At 71.3% G+C, this 15,534-nt stretch carries 11 protein-coding genes and 1 pseudogene; 6 read left to right on the plus strand and 6 right to left on the minus strand.

Translation table 11 applies throughout. The features are described from left to right. Nucleotides 1-4 precede the first annotated feature (4 nt). The 5 genes and pseudogenes from polA (at nt 5) to uvrB (ending at nt 9,000) form a co-directional block, all read left to right on the plus strand. Nucleotides 5-2,692: a DNA polymerase I gene (gene polA / locus ABD191_RS20295; protein ID WP_344084281.1), complete on the plus strand. Its 2,688-nt coding sequence runs from the start codon at nt 5-7 to the stop codon at nt 2,690-2,692. Between the two features lie 466 nt (nt 2,693-3,158). Further along, nucleotides 3,159-3,944 carry a class I SAM-dependent methyltransferase gene (locus ABD191_RS20300; RefSeq protein WP_344084394.1) on the plus strand — a complete coding sequence of 262 codons (786 nt, stop codon included), beginning with the start codon at nt 3,159-3,161 and terminating at the stop codon, nt 3,942-3,944. A gap of 290 nt (nt 3,945-4,234) precedes the next feature. Beyond that, nucleotides 4,235-5,716 (plus strand): 30S ribosomal protein S1, encoded by a 1,482-nt coding sequence (rpsA, locus tag ABD191_RS20305; protein WP_344084284.1) that lies wholly within the window; start codon nt 4,235-4,237, stop codon nt 5,714-5,716. Nucleotides 5,717-6,016: 300 nt separating this feature from the next. After that, nucleotides 6,017-6,622, plus strand: a pseudogene (gene coaE, locus ABD191_RS20310) (dephospho-CoA kinase); the annotation flags it as partial. 275 nt (nt 6,623-6,897) lie between these two features. Continuing rightward, nucleotides 6,898-9,000, plus strand: coding sequence for an excinuclease ABC subunit UvrB (uvrB, locus tag ABD191_RS20315; protein ID WP_344084287.1), 2,103 nt, complete (start codon nt 6,898-6,900; stop codon nt 8,998-9,000). Here uvrB and ABD191_RS20320 read toward each other — a convergent pair. Together ABD191_RS20320 and ABD191_RS20325 are read right to left on the minus strand one after the other, a co-directional pair. After that, complete coding sequence (locus ABD191_RS20320; protein WP_344084290.1) at nt 8,957-9,739, minus strand: alpha/beta hydrolase; 783 nt, start codon at nt 9,737-9,739, stop codon at nt 8,957-8,959. The genes uvrB and ABD191_RS20320 overlap by 44 nt on opposite strands. Before the next feature lie 2 nt (nt 9,740-9,741). After that, nucleotides 9,742-10,035, minus strand: a complete 294-nt coding sequence (locus ABD191_RS20325; protein WP_344084293.1) for an antibiotic biosynthesis monooxygenase family protein — start codon at nt 10,033-10,035, stop codon at nt 9,742-9,744. Between the two features lie 390 nt (nt 10,036-10,425). Between ABD191_RS20325 and ABD191_RS20330 the strand changes: the two genes are divergently transcribed. Continuing rightward, nucleotides 10,426-11,448 carry a TerC family protein gene (locus tag ABD191_RS20330; RefSeq protein ID WP_344084295.1) on the plus strand — a complete coding sequence of 341 codons (1,023 nt, stop codon included), beginning with the start codon at nt 10,426-10,428 and terminating at the stop codon, nt 11,446-11,448. Between the two features lie 9 nt (nt 11,449-11,457). Here the strand turns inward: ABD191_RS20330 and ABD191_RS20335 are convergent, their stop codons facing one another. The 4 genes from ABD191_RS20335 to ABD191_RS20350 are packed head-to-tail and all read right to left on the minus strand — an operon-like array spanning nt 11,458 to nt 15,518. Beyond that, nucleotides 11,458-12,501, minus strand: a complete 1,044-nt coding sequence (locus ABD191_RS20335; protein ID WP_344084298.1) for a C40 family peptidase — start codon at nt 12,499-12,501, stop codon at nt 11,458-11,460. 2 nt (nt 12,502-12,503) lie between these two features. After that, on the minus strand, nt 12,504-13,622 hold the full coding sequence (locus ABD191_RS20340) for a mandelate racemase/muconate lactonizing enzyme family protein (protein ID WP_344084301.1): 1,119 nt from the start codon (nt 13,620-13,622) through the stop codon (nt 12,504-12,506). Between the two features lie 11 nt (nt 13,623-13,633). Further along, nucleotides 13,634-14,464 (minus strand): serine hydrolase, encoded by an 831-nt coding sequence (locus ABD191_RS20345; protein WP_344084397.1) that lies wholly within the window; start codon nt 14,462-14,464, stop codon nt 13,634-13,636. A 34-nt stretch (nt 14,465-14,498) separates the two neighbouring features. Further along, nucleotides 14,499-15,518 (minus strand): LacI family DNA-binding transcriptional regulator, encoded by a 1,020-nt coding sequence (locus ABD191_RS20350; protein WP_344084304.1) that lies wholly within the window; start codon nt 15,516-15,518, stop codon nt 14,499-14,501. Nucleotides 15,519-15,534 lie beyond the last annotated feature (16 nt).

A 15,534-nucleotide genomic window follows, 5' to 3' on the forward strand; every position in this document is an offset into this window, starting at 1 on the left:
GCCCGTGACGGAAAAGCCGAGACTCCTGCTGGTCGACGGACACTCGCTGGCCTACCGCGCCTTCTTCGCGCTGCCCGTGGAGAACTTCTCCACCTCCACGGGCCAGCCGACGAACGCGGTCTACGGCTTCACGTCCATGCTCATCAACGCGCTCCGCGACGAGAAGCCCACCCACATCGCCGTGGCCTTCGACGTGTCGCGCCGCTCGTTCCGCACGGAGACCTACCCGGAATACAAGGCCAACCGGTCCGAGACGCCCTCGGACTTCAAGGGCCAGGTCAGCCTCGTGCAGGAGGTGCTCGCCGCGCTTCGCATCCCGGTGATCGAAAAAGAGGGGTACGAGGCGGACGACGTGATCGCCACGCTGGCCCGGCAGGGCTGCGAGGCGGGCATGCAGGTGCTCATCAGCACCGGTGACCGCGACACGTTCCAGCTCGTCACGGACGACTGCACGGTTATCTACCCCAAGCGCGGCGTGTCCGAGGTGGTCCGGATGGACCCGGCGGCCGTGACCGCGCGCTACGGGGTGCCCCCCAAGCACTACCGGGCCATCGCCGCACTGGTCGGTGAGTCCAGCGACAACCTGCCCGGCGTGCCGGGTGTGGGGGAGAAGACCGCCGCGAAGTGGATCAACCAGTTCGGTGACTTCGAGGGCCTGGTGGCCGGCGTCGACCAGATCAAGGGCAAGGCCGGCGAGAACGTTCGCGCCCACCTGGCCGGGGTGCTGCGCAACTACGAGCTCAACCGGCTCGTCGACGACCTTGAGCTGCCGGTCGGCCCCACCGACCTGGCCTGGCACGGGTGGGACCGCGAGGCGGTCCACCAGGTCTTCGACACGCTCCAGTTCCGGATCCTGCGCGACCGCCTCTACCAGTACCTGGACGCGGTCGAGCCGGAGGCGGAGGCGGGCTTCGACCTTGACGGTGTCGTGCTGGACGCCGGGACGGTCGCCGGCTGGCTGGCCACCCACGCGCCCGTCGGTGTCGCCGTGGGCGTCTCGGTCGCCGGCACGTTCGGCCGGGGCACGGGGTCGCTGACCGGCGTCGCCGTGGCGACGGCGGACGGGCCGGCGGGCTGGTTCGACCCGGCGGCCCTCGACGAGGCCGACGAGGCGGCCGTCGCCGCGTGGCTGGCCGACCCGACCCGGCCCAAGGTCCTGCACGACAGCAAGCCGGCCCTGCTCGCGATGGCCGCACACGGCTGGCACCTGCGGGGCGTCGCGACCGACACCGCGCTGGCCGCCTACCTGGCCCGCCCGGACCAGCGCTCCTACGACCTGGTCGACCTCGCGCTGCGCTACCTGCAGCGGGAGCTGCGGGTGGAGGAGACCGACCACGCCCAGCCGACCCTGGACGGGCTGGGCCTCGACAGCGATGCCGCCGAACGGCAGCTCATGCTGCGCGCCCGCGCCACCCTCGACCTGGCCGACGCCCTGCGTGCCGAGCTGGACCGCGACGGCGGCTCCTCGGCCCGGCTGCTCGCCGAGGTGGAGCAGCCGCTCGTCGACGTGCTCGCGGCAATGGAGGCCGCCGGCATCGGCGCCGACACCCACTACCTGTCGGACCTGGAGGCCACCTTCGCGGCGGAGGTGAAGGCGGCTGCCCAGGCGGCGTACGCGGTGGTGGGCCGCGAGTTCAACCTCGGCTCGCCCAAGCAGTTGCAGGAGATCCTCTTCGGCGAGCTGGACCTGCCCAAGACCAAGAAGATCAAAACGGGGTACACGACGGACGCCGAGGCGCTGCAGGGCCTGTTCGCGCAGACCGGCCACCCCCTGCTGGAGCACCTGCTGCGCCACCGCGACGTGGCCAAGCTCAAGTCGACCGTGGACGGCCTGCTCAAGTCGGTCAGCCCCGACGGGCGCATCCACACGACCTTCTACCAGACGGTCGCGGCCACCGGCCGCCTGTCGAGCACCGACCCCAACCTGCAGAACGTGCCGATCCGCACCGAGGAGGGCCGCCGCATCCGGCGCGCCTTCATCGTGGGCGAGGGCTTCGAGAGCCTCATGACGGCCGACTACAGCCAGATCGAGATGCGCATCATGGCGCACCTGTCGGCCGACGAGAAGCTCATCGAGGCGTTCCGCACGGGTGCCGACTTCCACGCGGTGACCGCGTCGGCCGTGTTCGGCGTGCCCATCGAGGAGGTCGTCCCCGAGCAGCGCCGCCGCATCAAGGCCATGAACTACGGCCTGGCCTACGGCCTGAGCGTGTACGGCCTGTCCCAGCAGCTCGGCATCCCCACCGAAGAGGCGCGCACCCTCATGGAGGGATACTTCTCCCGCTTCGGCGGCGTGCGCGACTACCTGCAGTCGGTCGTCGCCAGGGCGCGCCTGGACGGTTACACGGAGACGGTCCTCGGCCGCCGCCGCTACCTGCCCGACCTCACCTCCGACAACCGCCAGCGGCGCGAGATGGCCGAGCGGATGGCGCTCAACGCCCCCATCCAGGGCAGCGCCGCCGACATCATCAAGGTCGCCATGCTCCGCGTCGACGAGGCCATCCGCGAAGCCAAGCTCCGCTCCCGCATGCTCCTGCAGGTGCACGACGAGCTCGTCTTCGAAGTGGCCCCCGGCGAACGCGACACCCTCGAAGCGCTCGTCCGCGAGCAGATGGGCGGAGCATACCCCCTGGACGTACCCCTCGAGGTCTCCCTCGGTCTGGGCCGCGACTGGGACGCCGCCGACCACTGACACGTCCCGGCGGCCCCCGTCCCGGACACCATCAACGGCGAGGTGCGCCCCTCTGCGCCAAGGTGCGCACCCGGGCTGCTTCACCACCCCGACATAGCCACCGAAGCGCGCACTTCGCCGCCGCGCGCCCCGCGCCCTCGCGCCCCGCGCCACGCGCGCCCCGCGCCCCTCGCGCCCCGCGCCACGCGCGCCCCGTGGCCCCGGCCGGCGGTTTGGACGGAAAGGCGTGTTATTCGGAATCGCATTACACGCGGAACCGTCCAAACGTCGTCCGGCGCGCAGCGCGCAGCGGGCCGCGGGAGGGGCGCGGCGTGCGGAGGGCGGGACGCGGCGCGCGGCGGGCGGGCGGGGCGGGGAGCGGGTACTCGGGGAGAATGTCGGGGTGACTGACGCGGATCTTGAGTCGGGCGACCAGGGCGGCCAACCGCCCAGCTATCCGGAGGACGCGGCCCATGTCGCTCGGCGGATGGCGACCGCCGCCGAGACCGTCCGCGCCAATCACTGGTGGTGGGACGCGGCGGCCGACGCCTACCAGGCGGAGCACGGCGCCTTCCTCGGCGATGTCCGGTTTGTCTGGGGTCCGGAGGGCCTCGACGAGGCGGACGTGACGCTGCTCGGGGACGTTGCCGGGCGGCGGGTTCTGGAGATCGGGTCCGGCGCCGGGCAGTGCGGGCGGTGGCTCGTCGCGCGGGGCGCGCGGGCGGTCGCGGTCGAGCTGTCCGCGCGGCAACTGTGGCACTCGAGGAGGCTCGACGGGCGCTCGGGCGTACGGCTGCCGGCCGTCCAAGCCGACGCGAGCCGCCTGCCGTTCGCGGAGCGCAGCTTCGACGCCGTGTGCTCCTCGTACGGGGCGCTCCCGTTCGTGGCGGACGCCGGGGCGGTCTGTGCCGAGGTGGCCCGGGTGCTGCGGCCCGGTGGGCGGTTCGTGTTCTCGGTGACCCACCCGGTCCGGTGGAGCTTTCCGGACGATCCGGGCGAGGAGGGCCTGACGGCCGTTCAGTCGTACTTCGACCGCCTGCCGTACGTCGAGCAGGACGAGGAGGGGGTCGCGAGCTACGTCGAGCACCACCGGACGGTCGGGGACTGGGTACGGATCGTCGTTGGGTCCGGGCTGCGACTGTTGGACATCGTGGAGCCGGAGTGGCCGGTGGGACACGATCAGGCGTGGGGCGGCTGGAGTCCGCTGCGGGGCCGCTTGCTTCCTGGTACAGCCATTTTCGTCTGTGACCTTGACCCCGGAAATTTGCGCTGACCGTGTATTCCGACGAGTCGGTGGGGCGGAGTATGGCCGGCATTCGTCACGTTTTCGCACCGATCTGCCACTGCGGTCGATCTGGGGTGGGGGGAACGTTGGACCACGTGCTGATGCGCGGGGTAAGCTTCTCGATGCACTCGTGGGCCGCAACCTCGGCAGGGAGCAGGTTCGCGGTCGTCTCCATACTCCTGTGATCAACGGTGGTTGCGGAAGTCATGCGCGGCGGCTGGCCCGCGGGCGTCTTTCAGGTCTTCTAGACACCCAAATCCACCGGAGCAACAGCCCAGATGACGAGCAGCATCGAGACCATCTCGAGCGGCAAGGTCGCCGTCGACGACCTCGGTTCCGAGGAAGCGTTCCTCGCCGCGATCGACGCGACCATCAAGTACTTCAACGACGGCGACATTGTCGAAGGCACCGTCGTCAAGGTCGACCGGGACGAGGTCCTGCTCGACATCGGCTACAAGACCGAGGGTGTCATTCCCTCGCGCGAGTTGTCGATCAAGCACGACGTTGACCCGTCGGAGGTCGTCTCGGTTGGCGACCACATCGAGGCCCTGGTTCTCCAGAAGGAGGACAAGGAGGGCCGCCTGATCCTCTCGAAGAAGCGTGCGCAGTACGAGCGCGCGTGGGGCACCATCGAGAAGATCAAGGACGAGGACGGTGTGGTCCGGGGCTCCGTCATCGAGGTGGTCAAGGGTGGCCTCATCCTCGACATCGGGCTGCGCGGCTTCCTGCCCGCCTCGCTCGTCGAGATGCGTCGTGTCCGCGACCTGCAGCCGTATGTCGGCCGCGAGCTCGAGGCCAAGATCATCGAGCTGGACAAGAACCGCAACAACGTGGTCCTGTCCCGCCGGGCCTACCTCGAGCAGACCCAGTCCGAGGTGCGCAGCGAGTTCCTCAACAAGCTCGCCAAGGGCCAGGTCCGCAAGGGCGTCGTGTCCTCGATCGTCAACTTCGGCGCGTTCGTCGACCTTGGCGGCGTGGACGGCCTCGTGCACGTGTCCGAGCTCTCCTGGAAGCACATCGACCACCCGTCCGAGGTTGTCGAGGTCGGCCAGGAGGTCGAGGTCGAGGTGCTCGACGTCGACCTGGACCGCGAGCGCGTCTCGCTGTCGCTGAAGGCGACCCAGGAAGACCCGTGGCGCCAGTTCGCCCGCACCCACGCGATCCAGCAGATCGTGCCGGGCAAGGTCACCAAGCTGGTGCCGTTCGGCGCGTTCGTGCGCGTCGAGGACGGCATCGAGGGCCTGGTGCACATCTCCGAGCTGGCCGAGCGCCACGTGGAGATCCCGGAGCAGGTCGTGCAGGTCGGCTCGGACGTCATGGTCAAGGTCATCGACATCGACCTGGAGCGTCGCCGGATCTCGCTGTCGCTCAAGCAGGCCAACGAGGGCTTCGTCGAGGGCGAGGAGCACTTCGACCCGACCCTCTACGGCATGGCCGCCACGTACGACGCCGAGGGCAACTACGTCTACCCGGACGGCTTCGACCCGGAGACCGGGGAGTGGCTCGAGGGCTTCGACAAGCAGCGCGAGGAGTGGGAGCGGCAGTACGCCGAGGCCCGCGTGCGCTGGGAGGCCCACACCAAGCAGGTGCAGACGGCCCGCCAGGCCGACGCCGAGGCCCCGGCCACGCCGGCCGGCGCCACCACCGGCGGTGCGTCGTCCACGACGCCCGCCAAGCCGGCCGAGGAGCCCCAGGGCACCCTCGCCACCGACGAGGCGCTCGCTGCCCTCAAGGAGAAGCTCGCGGGCGGCAAGGTCTAGCGCAACACCACAACGGCCGGTCGGGACCCAGTCCCGACCGGCCGTTCGCGTTCCCGAACCTGCCCGCCCGCGTGGCCCCGCGCCCGCGGGGGCCTACCCGCGCCCGCCGCCCGAGCCTGCAAAGTGCGCACTTCGCACGTCATGCGGACCGGGATAGCCGCCAAAGTGCGCACCTGGCCGGGATGGTCACGGGGTTCGGTGAGTTGATCACGCCGTGAGGTGGGCCCGTCATGGGCCGCCCGCCGTCACGCGTCGCGGTGCGGCGTCGGCCGGGCTCAGGGGAGGTGCCAGACTGGCGCCATGCTGTTCGTGGGACTCACCGGTGGCATCGGCGCCGGCAAGACGGCCGTCGCCACGCGCCTCGCCGAGCTGGGCGCGATCGTCATCGACTCGGACGCGCTCGCCCGCGAGGTGATCGCCCCGGGTACGGACGGACTGGCGGAGGTCGTGGCCGCGTTCGGCCCGGAGATCCTCGCCGCGGACGGGTCGGTGGACCGCGCCGCCTTGGCCCGCCGGGTTTTCGCCGATGAGGGTGCGCGCCGCCGTCTGGAGGCGATCATCCATCCGCGCGTCGGCGCGCGTACGGCCGAGATCGCCGCGGCGGCGCCGCCCGGTGCGGTCGTCGTCAACGACGTGCCGCTGCTGGTGGAGGCGAACCTGGCCGACCGGTACGAGCTGGTCGTGGTGGTGCAAGCGCCGCAGGAGCAGCGGATCGCGCGGCTGGTGGGCACGCGGGGGATGGCCGAGGACGAGGCGCGGGCGCGCATCGCGGCGCAGGCCGACGACGCGGCCCGGCGCGCGGTGGCCGACATCGTGATTCTGAACGACGGCACGCCGGAGCAACTGAGAGACCGGGTCGACGAGGTGTGGCGTTCCCGACTGCTGCCGAGTGCCGCGCAGGACAGGTAGGGCCACCCGCGACGGCCGGTGAACGCGTGCGATGACGCACCGCGCCCATCCGCGCGGGGCGCCCTCCGGCGGCGCTGCGCGCCGCTGGGGCTGCTCCCTCGCGCCGGGTCGATCGAGTCGGTGTGGAGACTCGTCGTGCCCCGGACGGCCGCCGCGGGCGGCCTACGCACCGACCGTACCGTTGGGTATCACGCGACACAATCGCAATCCCGTGGGGCGATCAGCACGTCCCGTAATCCGGTCTTGTCAGGGCCCCGGCGTACGGTGGAGCCATGCTCGACATCCCCCGCCTCGACGGCACGTTCCAGGTGGTCAGCGACTATCAGCCGGCCGGTGACCAGCCGGCCGCGATCGATGAACTGGCGCGCCGGGTGCGCCGCGGCGACCGCCACGCGGTGCTGCTCGGCGCTACGGGCACGGGCAAGAGCGCCACGACGGCATGGCTCGTGGAGCGGTTGCAGCGGCCGACGCTCGTGCTCGCTCCGAACAAGACACTCGCGGCCCAGCTGGCCAAGGAGTTCCGGGAGCTGATGCCGCGCAACGCGGTGGAATATTTCGTCTCCTACTACGACTACTACCAGCCCGAGGCCTACATCCCGCAGACGGACACCTACATCGAGAAGGACTCCTCCATCAACGAGGAGGTCGAGCGTCTGCGGCACTCGGCGACGATGTCGCTGCTCACCCGGCGCGACGTCGTCGTCGTGGCGACCGTGAGCGCCATCTACGGCCTGGGTACGCCGCAGGAATACCTGGAGCGTGCCGTGAAGCTGCAGGTCGGCACGGAATGGGACCGCGACAAGCTGCTGCGCCGCCTGGTCGACATCCAGTACACGCGCAATGATCTGGCGTTCAACCGCGGCACGTTCCGGGTGCGTGGCGACACGCTGGAGATCATCCCGGCCTACGAGGAGCTGGCCGTGCGGGTGGAGCTGTTCGGCGACGAGGTCGAGAAGCTCTACTACCTGCACCCGTTGACGGGCGACGTGGTCAGGGAGGTCGACCAGTTGCTCATCTTCCCGGCGACGCACTACGCGGCGGGGCCGGAGCGGATGGCGCGCGCGATCGCCGACATCGAGGCCGAGCTGGAGGAGCGGCTGGCCGAGCTGGACCGGCAGGGCAAGCTGCTGGAGGCCCAGCGGCTGCGCATGCGGACGAGCTACGACCTGGAGATGATGCGCCAGGTGGGCTTCTGCTCGGGCATCGAGAACTATTCGCGCCACATCGACGGCCGCGAGGCAGGCAGCGCGCCGCACTGCCTGCTCGACTACTTCCCGGACGACTTCCTCACGGTCATCGACGAGTCACACGTGACCGTGCCACAGATCGGCGGCATGTACGAGGGCGACGCGTCCCGCAAGCGCACCCTGATCGAGCACGGCTTCCGGCTGCCGAGCGCCGCCGATAACCGGCCGCTGCGGTTCGACGAGTTCCGCGACCGGGTGGGCCAGACGGTCTACCTGTCGGCCACGCCGGGTCCATGGGAGTTGGAGCAGACCCAGGGCGAGTTCGTCGAGCAGGTTATCCGCCCGACCGGCCTGGTCGACCCCGAGGTCGTGGTGAAGCCGACCAAGGGCCAGATCGACGACCTCATGCACGAGATCAAGGTGCGTTCCGAGCGCGACGAGCGGGTGCTGGTCACCACGCTGACCAAGAAGATGGCCGAGGATCTCACGGACTACCTGCTGGAGCACGCCATCCGGGTGCGGTACCTGCACTCCGAGGTGGACACGCTGCGCCGCGTGGAGTTGCTGCGCGAGCTGCGCAAGGGCGACTACGACGTGCTGGTCGGCATCAACCTGCTGCGCGAGGGTCTCGACCTGCCCGAGGTGTCACTCGTGTCCATTCTGGACGCCGACAAGGAGGGCTTCCTGCGCAGCGGCACGTCGCTGGTGCAGACGATCGGCCGGGCGGCCCGTAACGTCTCCGGCCAGGTGCACATGTACGCCGACAAGGTCACCCCGTCGATGGCGCACGCGATCGACGAGACGAACCGCCGGCGGGCGAAGCAGCAGGCGTACAACGAGGCCAATGGCATCGACCCGCAGCCGTTGCGCAAGAGGATCGGCGACATCCTCGACGACATCTACCGCGAGGCGGACGACACCGAGGCCAAGTTCGCGGCCGGCGGCAGCGGCCGACAGCAGAGCCGCGGCAAGGCGCCGGTCAAGGAGACGCGCAGCCGCAGCCGCGCGATCTCCGCGCCCACGGAGGGCATGGCCCGCGCCGAGCTGGCCCAGCTCATCTCCGACCTCACCGACCAGATGCTCGCCGCGGCCCGGGAGCTGCAGTTCGAGTTGGCCGCCCGCATTCGCGACGAGATCTCGGAGCTCAAGAAGGAGGTCCGCCAGATGGACGTGGCGGGCGCGCGCTAGCGGCAGCCCGGGCGAGCCAGCCGCCGATCCGCCGGATGAGATCGTCGCTGGCAGCGTTCTCCGCGTGGCCGAAGCCGGGCTCGATCCACAGCTCGCTGGTCTGCCCGGCCGCCGCGTGCAGCGCGTGCGCGTGGTCGAGTGGGAAGTACCGGTCGGCGTCGCCGTGCACCACCAGCAGCGGTACGGGCGCGAGCCGCGCGGCGGCCTCGGTGGGGGACTCCGGCAGCTGATCGGCGGGCCAGGCGACCGCCGACACGCGCGTGCGCAACGCCACCCGGCTCACCACGCGCCCCAGCCGTCGCTCCACCACCCAGTGCAGCCGGCGCATGGGCACCGTGTCCCGGTAGTACCAGCGGCTGGGCCCGCTCACGGCGGCGACGCCGACCAGGAAGTCCGCGGGAAACGCGGCCGCGTGCCGGACCACGCACGCCGAGCCCAGGGAGAAACCGACAGTGGCGACCGACGCGTACCCGAGCGATCGCGCCCAGTCGACGGCCGCCGCCACGTCGTAGATCTCCTGGTCGCCGACGGTCGACGCCCCGCCCGAGCGGCCATGCCCCCGGAAGTCGAAGGTGACCACCCCGCCGAATTCGGTCAGGATGGCGGCGACCCGCCGCATCGCCGGCGTGCGCCATGATCCGGTGAAGCCGTGCGCCGCCACGAACGCCAGGTCCGTCGACGGACCCGGGTCGTGCTGCGCCGACAGGACGACGCCGTCGGCGGTGCGCAGCTCGGCCACGGTCAGGCGGGTACGTCGTTGAAGTGCTCGACCACGGGCGGGGCGGCGAAGTATGGCCCGATGAGGCCGCGCCACTGGCCGAAGCGCTCCGTGTCGCGGAAGTTCTCGAGGTGCGCCTCGACGGAGTCCCACTCGACCAGCAGGACGAACCGCGACGGCGACTCGATGCCGCGGGTCATGCGGACGGACCGGCAGCCGGGGGTGCCGCGCAGGATCGGGTGGGCCTTGCCGTACGCGGCGGCGAAGTCGTCCTCCTGGCCCGGCGTGACGTCGATCAGAGCAACTTCAAGAACCATGTGCGCAGCTTGCCATGGCGGCCGGCGCGCCGAGGCGCCGTGTTTCAGCTCCCGGTACGACTGTGATCTACATAACGTGCCGGCACCTGAATCAAGCTCATAAACCACTTCTGACCTGGCGGGTATCAATGTGATGAGAAGTTGCCACCCTCCTGCCCGTGACTGCGGTTCATGCGCAAGAATGGGCCAGACAACTGGAGGGGAGTATTCCCCGACGACAGGGTCGTCAGCACGGCGAGACCGGAACCCAAACCCGGTCGGACCCGGCCCTGTCGGCTGCCGGGCGCGTCGCCGGCGGCGGAAGAGACCTCCGCTGAACCATGCGGCGCCTCGGCGTCGGGCTCCGAGTCCGACAACGGGTGCCGCGTGTCCTGCGGAGGTTCTGGGCGCATGCATGTGCCGGGCTGGATCTGGGCCGTCACCCTCATCGGGTTGACCGGTCTGCTCATCGTTGACCTACTTCTGGTGGCGCGGCGGCCACACGTACCGTCGACCCGGGAGTCGACCCTCTGGGTGAGCTTCTACGTCACCCTGGCGGTGCTGTTCGGATTGGGCATGTGGCTCTTCTGGGGGCCGAAACATGCCGGCGAGTTCTATGCCGGCTGGCTCACCGAGTACAGCTTGTCGATCGACAACCTGTTCGTTTTCGTCATCATCATGAGCAGGTTCGCCGTCCCCCGGATCTACCAGCAGAAGGTCCTGCTCATCGGCATCGTGCTGGCGCTCGTCATGCGCGGCATCTTCATCGGCCTGGGCGCTGCCGTGGTCGAGCGCTTCGTATGGGTGTTCTACATCTTCGGCGCGTTCCTGCTCTACACGGCGTGGAAGTTCATCAAGCAGGGGGAGCCCGACGACAGCGACTTCAAGGAGAACGCGCTGATCCGGTGGAGTCGCCGGGTCCTGCCGATGACCAAGAAGATCGAGGGCCCGCACCTGACAGAGGTCGTCAACGGCAAGCGCCTGTTCACCCCCATGATCGTCGTGATGATCGCCCTCGGCACGACGGATCTGCTGTTCGCGGTCGACTCGATCCCGGCGATCTTCGGCCTCACCCGCTCGCCGTTCATCGTCTTCACCGCCAACGTGTTCGCCCTCATGGGCCTGCGCCAGCTGTACTTCCTCCTCGGCGACCTGCTCGACCGGCTGGTCTACCTGTCGATCGGGCTGGCCGTGGTGCTGGCCTTCATCGGCGTGAAGTTGGTGCTGGAGGCGCTGCACGAGAACAACGTGCCGTTCATCAACGGCGGCGACCCGGTGCACGTGCCGCACATCCCGATCTGGCTCTCGCTGCTGTTCATCGTCGCTTCGATGGGCACCGCCGCCATCGCCAGCCTGGTGAAGTCGCGCAACGACACCCGTCGCGCGGTCCGGCAGGCCGAGCAGAACGGGCCCGTGAGCGCCGACAGCGTGTGAGCTGACGGCTCAGTTGACGACGACGCGGTGGGCGGCGACGAGGGTCGCCGCCCGCTCGCCGGCGACCTCCTCCAGCACCACGCGGCCGTGCGGCTGCGAAGCGTGCAGCACCCACCGCTGGTCGCCGTCGGGCGTCTGCGCCACGAAACCCACGTGGTCGACCTTGCCGCCGGTCGCGAAGAAGTACAGGTCGCCGGGACGCTCGCTGCCCAGCGGTACGGGAGCGGTCGACGCGGCCTGGTCGGCGGCGTCGCGCGGCACGGTCACCCCGAACCGGCGCCAGGTCAGGTGCACCAACCCTGAGCAGTCCACCCCGTACGCGGACGCGCCGCCCCAGATGTAGGGCACGTCGCGCAGGCGGTCCGCCATCGCGACGATCTCCTGGGGGTCGACCGGCGGGGCGGCCGGCTCGGGCGTGACGTCGTCCTCGACCGCCCAGGCGGGCTCGAAGCGGCCGGGCACGGCGACGGGCAGCCAGCCGTCGTGCGAGCGACCCGAGGCGACCAGGCGCGTGCCGAACGTGACGCCCGGCATGACCAGCGCCCCGTCGGGCTCGTCGCGCAGCGTGGTCGCGGTCGCGTCGACGAGGTGCACCATGCCGGAGCGGTCGGGGGCCAGCTCGATCTCCTCGTCCTCGGCCGCGCCGCGCCGGCCCCGCCGTCGGCCCGTGGCGACCCGGATGCCGGCGGCGAACATGCTGTCGACCGTGGCGAGCTGGTACGACGGCAGCCAGCCCGGGTAACCCCGGGGGTCCAGCGACGTCGGCTGGCCCAGGGCGATCACGTGCGCCCAGTCACCGCGCAGCTCCAGGATCCGCACCCGCTCGCCGAGCAGCAGTTGGGTGAGCACGCGCCCCCGCAGGTCGTCGCGGTCGGCGGGGGTCATCTCGTTGACCCACATTCGCGGCTTGGCCGGATGGCTCAGCGCCGGACTGTCGACGGGACGCACCCGGTCGGGGCCGACCCACAGCGTCGCGACGGCGACGCAGACGGTGGCTTCCTCACCCGGCGACAGCGTGGGCTCGCTCAGCGCGAGAAGGGATCCCAGGCTCACGTTCACTCCCAAGACGGTGGCACGTCAGATTCGTTTGCACAAGGCATCAAACCGGCGATCCCGAGGCCGGGCGCGTCGGGTAGGACAACGGCCGGTCCGGCATAGCCCGGACCGGCCTTCACCAGCGGTTCCGCCAACCACCAGGCGGCGTCGAGGTCGCTCGTGGCGGTCGTGCCGGCGGCGGCGACGAGGCTCGCCGCGGCGCCCACGCCGATCGGTCCCTCCATCATCGATCCGACGACCGTCCCGAGCCCGTACTCCTCGGCGAGCGCCAGCATGGTGCGGGCCGGACCGAGGCCGCCGCACTTGGCCAGCTTGATGTTGACCAGGTCGGCCGCCCGCCGGCGGATCACCTCGACGAGGTCACGCGGCGACCACACGGCCTCGTCGGCGAGGATCGGCGTCGACACGCGGTCGGTCACCCAGGCCAGCCCGTCCAGGTCGGCGCGGGCCACGGGCTGCTCGACCAGCTCCACGTCCAGGCCCGCGTCCTCGATGGCGCGGATGACGCCCACCGCTTCGCGGGGCGTCCATCCCTGGTTCGCGTCCAGGCGCAGGGCCGCGGCCGGTCCCGCGGCCTCGCGGGCCGCGCGCACCCGGGCCAGGTCACCCGCCGCGTCGGTGCCGACCTTGATTTTGAGTACGTCGTACCCGTCGGCGACCCGCGCGGCGGCCGCCTCGGCCAGCTCCGCCGGGGTGCCCGCCGAGAGGGTCACGTCCGTGGGCACGCGCCGCGCGGCACCGGAGCCGCCGAGCAGCCGCGCGAGCGGTACGCCCAGCCGCTGGGCCGCCAGGTCGTGCAGCGCCACGTCCACGGCCGCCTTGGCGGCCTCGTTGCCGGCCACCGCCCCGCGGACGGCGCGGCACAGGCCGAGCAGCTCGTCGGGGTCGCGGCCGCGCAGCAGCGGGGCGAGCACCTCGTCGACGCAGGACTGCGAGCCGGCCACGGACGCGCCGGTCACCTGCCACACCTGGGGTGCCTCGCCGTAACCGACATGACCGGCGTCGTCGGCGACAGTCACGACCAGAGTGGTCATCGTGGTGGTCCGCCGCAGCGCCGTCACGAACGGCGTGTGCAGCGCCGCCGTGACCCGGCGGGAACGCACCTCGGTGATCGCCACGGCCCAGCAGCCTAGCTCATGGCCGGGGCGAGATCGTGGCGGTCGCGCCAGCTGGCGGCGGCGATCCGGGCCAGCAACGCGCAGGCGTCATCGGCCACGTCGTTGCGGGCCAGCGGCGTGGTCGCGCACACCGCGAGCACGTACGGCGGGGCGTCGGCCGGGAAGATGACGCCCGCCCCGTGGCGTGCCCCCATGACCCAGCCGTTCTTGTGCGCGATGCGCGTACCGGGCGGCAGGCCGGCCGCGAGATCCTCCACGCCGCGCTGCGCCTCCAGTGTGGCGAGCATGGCCCGCGACGAGGCCGTGGACACGAGCGGGGGACCGGTGACCACGGCCGACAGCAGGGCGCCGAGGTCGGCCGCCGTGACCGTGTTGGTGATGCCCGCGTCGCGGGCGGCGGCGTCCTCGATGCCCCGACCGACGACGCTGTGCCGGGCGCCGACCGCGCGCCAGGCCTCCGCCACCGCGGCGCGGCCGACCCGGTCGAGGACCAGGTTGGTGGCGAGGTTCGACGAGCGGGTGATCATCCGGTCGGCGAGCCAGCGCAGCCGCACCTCGCGGCCCAGCGCGGCCCACACCCCCGGATCGTTGTCGTAGCGCTCCGTGCAGGCGAACGCGGGCGCCCCGGGCGCGGACGAGGCGAACTCGTTGACGACCGGCACGGCGGCGTCGAGGTCGAGCCGGCCGGCCTCCACCAGCCGGTACGCGGCGGCGAGGACGGCGACCTTCATGGTGCTCGCGGCGTAGTGCTCGACGTCCGCGAGACGCGCGACCGCGGGCGGGGCGTCCAGCCGGGCGCACCAGACGGACACGGTTCCCTCGACGGCGTCGAGTTCCGGCATCAGGTCCAGCAGGGCCGCGCTCACGGCGGGCACGTTACCCGCCGTGAGCGGCCGGCAGCGCGGCGGTACTGCCGCGTACGGTCAGCCGGGGCGCCAGGAGGCTGGCGTCGGGCACGATCTCGCCATCCAGCTTGCGCATGAGCAGGGTGACCGATTGCGCGCCGACCTCCTCGGCGGGGATCAGCACGGACGACAGCGTCGGCTCGGTGCGCTCGGCCACCTCGTCCGGGCAGATCGCCACGACCGACAGGTCGTCGGGCACCCGCCGGCCGTGCGCCGCGAGCGCGACCATGATGCTCGCGACCGCGGCCTCGTTGTGCACCACCAGGCCGGTGACCTCGGGGTGGCGGGTGAGCAGCGTGTGCACGGACGCGGCGACCTGGTCGGTCTCCTCCTCGCACGCGATGGCGATGCCGCTGAGGCCGAGGCGGTCGGTGGCGTCGAGGAAGCCGGCGCGGGTGCGCTGCGCGAAGCCCGTGCCGCGCTCGTACACCGCGGGCGGGGCGCCGAGCAGCGCCAGGTCCTTGTGGCCGAGGCTGGCCAGGTGCTCCACGCATGCCGCGCCCGCCTGGAAGAAGTCGAGGTCGACGCAGGTGAGCCCGTCGGGCTCGGCCGGGAAGCCGATGAGCACGCTGGGCCGGTCGAGCTCGCGCAGGAGCGGGACCCGGGTGTCGTTCAGCTCGACGTCCATGAGCACGATCGCGTCGACCATCGCGCTGGCCGCGACCCGCCGGAGCCCGTCCGGGCCCTCGTCGGCGGTGACCAGCAGGACATCGTGGTCGTACTGCCGGGCGGTGGTGACCACCGCGATGGCGAACTGCATGAGTACCGGCAGGTGCATGCCGGACCGCAGGGGCAGCACGAGCGCGATGACGTTCGACCGGTTGCTGGCCAGCGACCGCGCCCCGGCGTGCGGGTGGTAGCCCAGCACCCGGATGCTCGACAGCACCCGCTGGCGGGTCGTCGAGGAGATCGCGCGCTTGCCACTGAGCACGTACGACACTGTGCTCGGGGCCACGCCGGCGTGGCGGGCCACATCGGTGATCGTGACCATGGCGCTCCGGAGAGGT

This window comes from Luedemannella helvata (assembly GCF_039528415.1).
Taxonomy (GTDB): Bacteria; Actinomycetota; Actinomycetes; order Mycobacteriales; family Micromonosporaceae; genus Luedemannella; species Luedemannella helvata.

What these genes read in the sequence shown, in the direction of transcription:
- ABD191_RS20300 (WP_344084394.1), top strand. Translation starts at nt 3,159, where the DNA reads ATGGCGACCGCCGCCGAGACCGTCCGCGCCAATCACTGGTGGTGGGAC.
- rpsA (WP_344084284.1), top strand. Translation starts at nt 4,235, where the DNA reads ATGACGAGCAGCATCGAGACCATCTCGAGCGGCAAGGTCGCCGTCGAC.
- ABD191_RS20330 (WP_344084295.1), top strand. Translation starts at nt 10,426, where the DNA reads ATGCATGTGCCGGGCTGGATCTGGGCCGTCACCCTCATCGGGTTGACC.
- uvrB (WP_344084287.1), top strand. Translation starts at nt 6,898, where the DNA reads ATGCTCGACATCCCCCGCCTCGACGGCACGTTCCAGGTGGTCAGCGAC.
- ABD191_RS20350 (WP_344084304.1), bottom strand. Translation starts at nt 15,518, where the DNA reads ATGGTCACGATCACCGATGTGGCCCGCCACGCCGGCGTGGCCCCGAGC.
- ABD191_RS20345 (WP_344084397.1), bottom strand. Translation starts at nt 14,464, where the DNA reads ATGCCGGAACTCGACGCCGTCGAGGGAACCGTGTCCGTCTGGTGCGCC.
- ABD191_RS20325 (WP_344084293.1), bottom strand. Translation starts at nt 10,035, where the DNA reads ATGGTTCTTGAAGTTGCTCTGATCGACGTCACGCCGGGCCAGGAGGAC.